Genomic DNA, 1,719 nt, shown 5'->3' with positions numbered 1-1,719 from the left:
CGAACCATTGCCCGTCGCGCCATTGGCACAATCCGCCCGGCTCCCGGGAACTGATTCCCGAGGCCACTCCAGGCCTATCCCCTTCGCTCATTTTCCAGCATCGGTCACCGCACCGCGTCGACCAAAAGGGTCTCTCGCCGTCCACAAGCCGGCCGAAGGCGGCCATCGATCAACCCGATCAACGCCAGGAGGCACCGTGATCGACATTCGCAAGAATATTCCACGAAGCGGCCGCGGCGATGAAACTCCGCACCGGCGCGCGGCCCGCGGCACGCCCGCCGGCACGGTCCCGGTTGTTTCCGCAGGCCGAGGCAACGGGTCGAGATCGGAGGCGAAGTCACTGAAACGGACGATTGTCGCGACCGGCCCGCTGTCGCAGAATCAGACGCATCGCGACATCTCGTCCCGGCCGGCGTGGATTATTGCCACATTTCGCGACGTTTCCGCCGGGCCGTTCTGGACATCGCCGAAACGTGCGCCTGGAAATAACGAGCGGCGATTCTACGACCGCGAAATTCTGGCAGCGGACAGATTTCCCCGAACATTTTTGTGGAGGTACGCGAATGACGATCGCCGCGGAACCTGCTTGTGAATGCGCCGCGCACGGCGTCGCGGTCCCGGCTGCGGCAGGTCCGGGCGGGCCGGGTTACGACGTGGACCGCGTGCGCGCGGATTTTCCCATCCTGGCGCGAAAGGTGAACGGCGGGCGGCCGCTGGTCTACCTGGACAGCGCCGCGACCTCGCAGAAACCGCGGGCCGTGCTGGAGGCGGAGTCGGACTACTATCGGCTGCACAACGCCAACGTGCACCGCAGCTATCACGAGCTGGGACGGGAGGCGACCGAACTGCTTGAGGGCGGCAGGAGGCGGATCGCCGGGTTCGTCGGCGCGGCGCCGGAGGACGTTGTCCTGACGAAGAACGCGTCCGAGGCCCTGAACCTCGTCGCGTACGCGCTGGGGAACGCGAGCTGGGCGGAGCCGGAGCTGCGTTCGCTGGCCTTGGGGCCCGGCGACCGCGTCGTGGTCACGGAGATGGAGCACCACTCGAACCTCATGCCGTGGCAGCAGTTGTGCCGCCAGACCGGTGCGGAGCTGGCCTGGCTCACCATCACCCCGGACGGGCGGCTGGACCTCGGCGACCTCGCGGAGGTGGTGAACGAGCGGACCAAGGTGTTCGCGTTCACCCATCAGTCCAATGTGTACGGAACGGTGAACCCGGTCGGGACGCTGGTGGCGCGGGCGCGGGAGGTGGGGGCGCTGACCGTGCTGGACGCGTGCCAGTCGGTGCCGCATATGCCGGTGGACGTCGCCGCGCTGGGAGTGGACTTCCTCGCGTTCTCCGGTCACAAGATGTGCGGCCCGACCGGGGTCGGCGTGCTGTGGGGCCGCCGCGACCTCCTGCGGACGCTGCCGCCGTTCCAGACCGGGGGCGAGATGAACGACCAGGTCGCGATGGACAGCTCGACGTACGCGCAGCCGCCGTACCGCTTCGAGGCCGGCACCCCGGTGATCGCGCAGACCGTCGGGCTGGCGGCCGCCTGCGACTACCTCGGCGGCCTCGGCAGGCAGAACATCGCGGCGCACTGCGCGAATCTGACCGCCCGCGCGCTCGACGCGCTCGCCTCGATCCCGGGGGTGCGGATCGTCGGTCCCGCCACCACGCAGGACCGCGGAGCGGCGATCTCCTTCTCGCTCGCCGACCGCTTTCCCGACGAGATCG

At 68.7% G+C, this 1,719-nt stretch carries 2 protein-coding genes; both read left to right on the top strand.

Features of this window, described 5'->3' with window-relative positions; translation table 11 throughout:
- Positions 1-196: 196 nt before the first annotated feature.
- Complete coding sequence (locus A4R44_RS48055) at positions 197-592, top strand: hypothetical protein (protein WP_157904923.1); 396 nt, start codon at positions 197-199, stop codon at positions 590-592.
- Positions 564-1,719: aminotransferase class V-fold PLP-dependent enzyme (locus tag A4R44_RS48050; protein ID WP_232791661.1), on the top strand; the 1,156-nt coding region annotated here is incomplete at its 3' end. The genes A4R44_RS48055 and A4R44_RS48050, both read left to right, overlap by 29 nt.

The organism is Amycolatopsis sp. M39 (genome assembly GCF_001651785.1).
Lineage (GTDB): Bacteria > Actinomycetota > Actinomycetes > Mycobacteriales > Pseudonocardiaceae > Amycolatopsis > Amycolatopsis rubida.
This window is presented reverse-complemented; position numbering and strand designations above follow the sequence as displayed.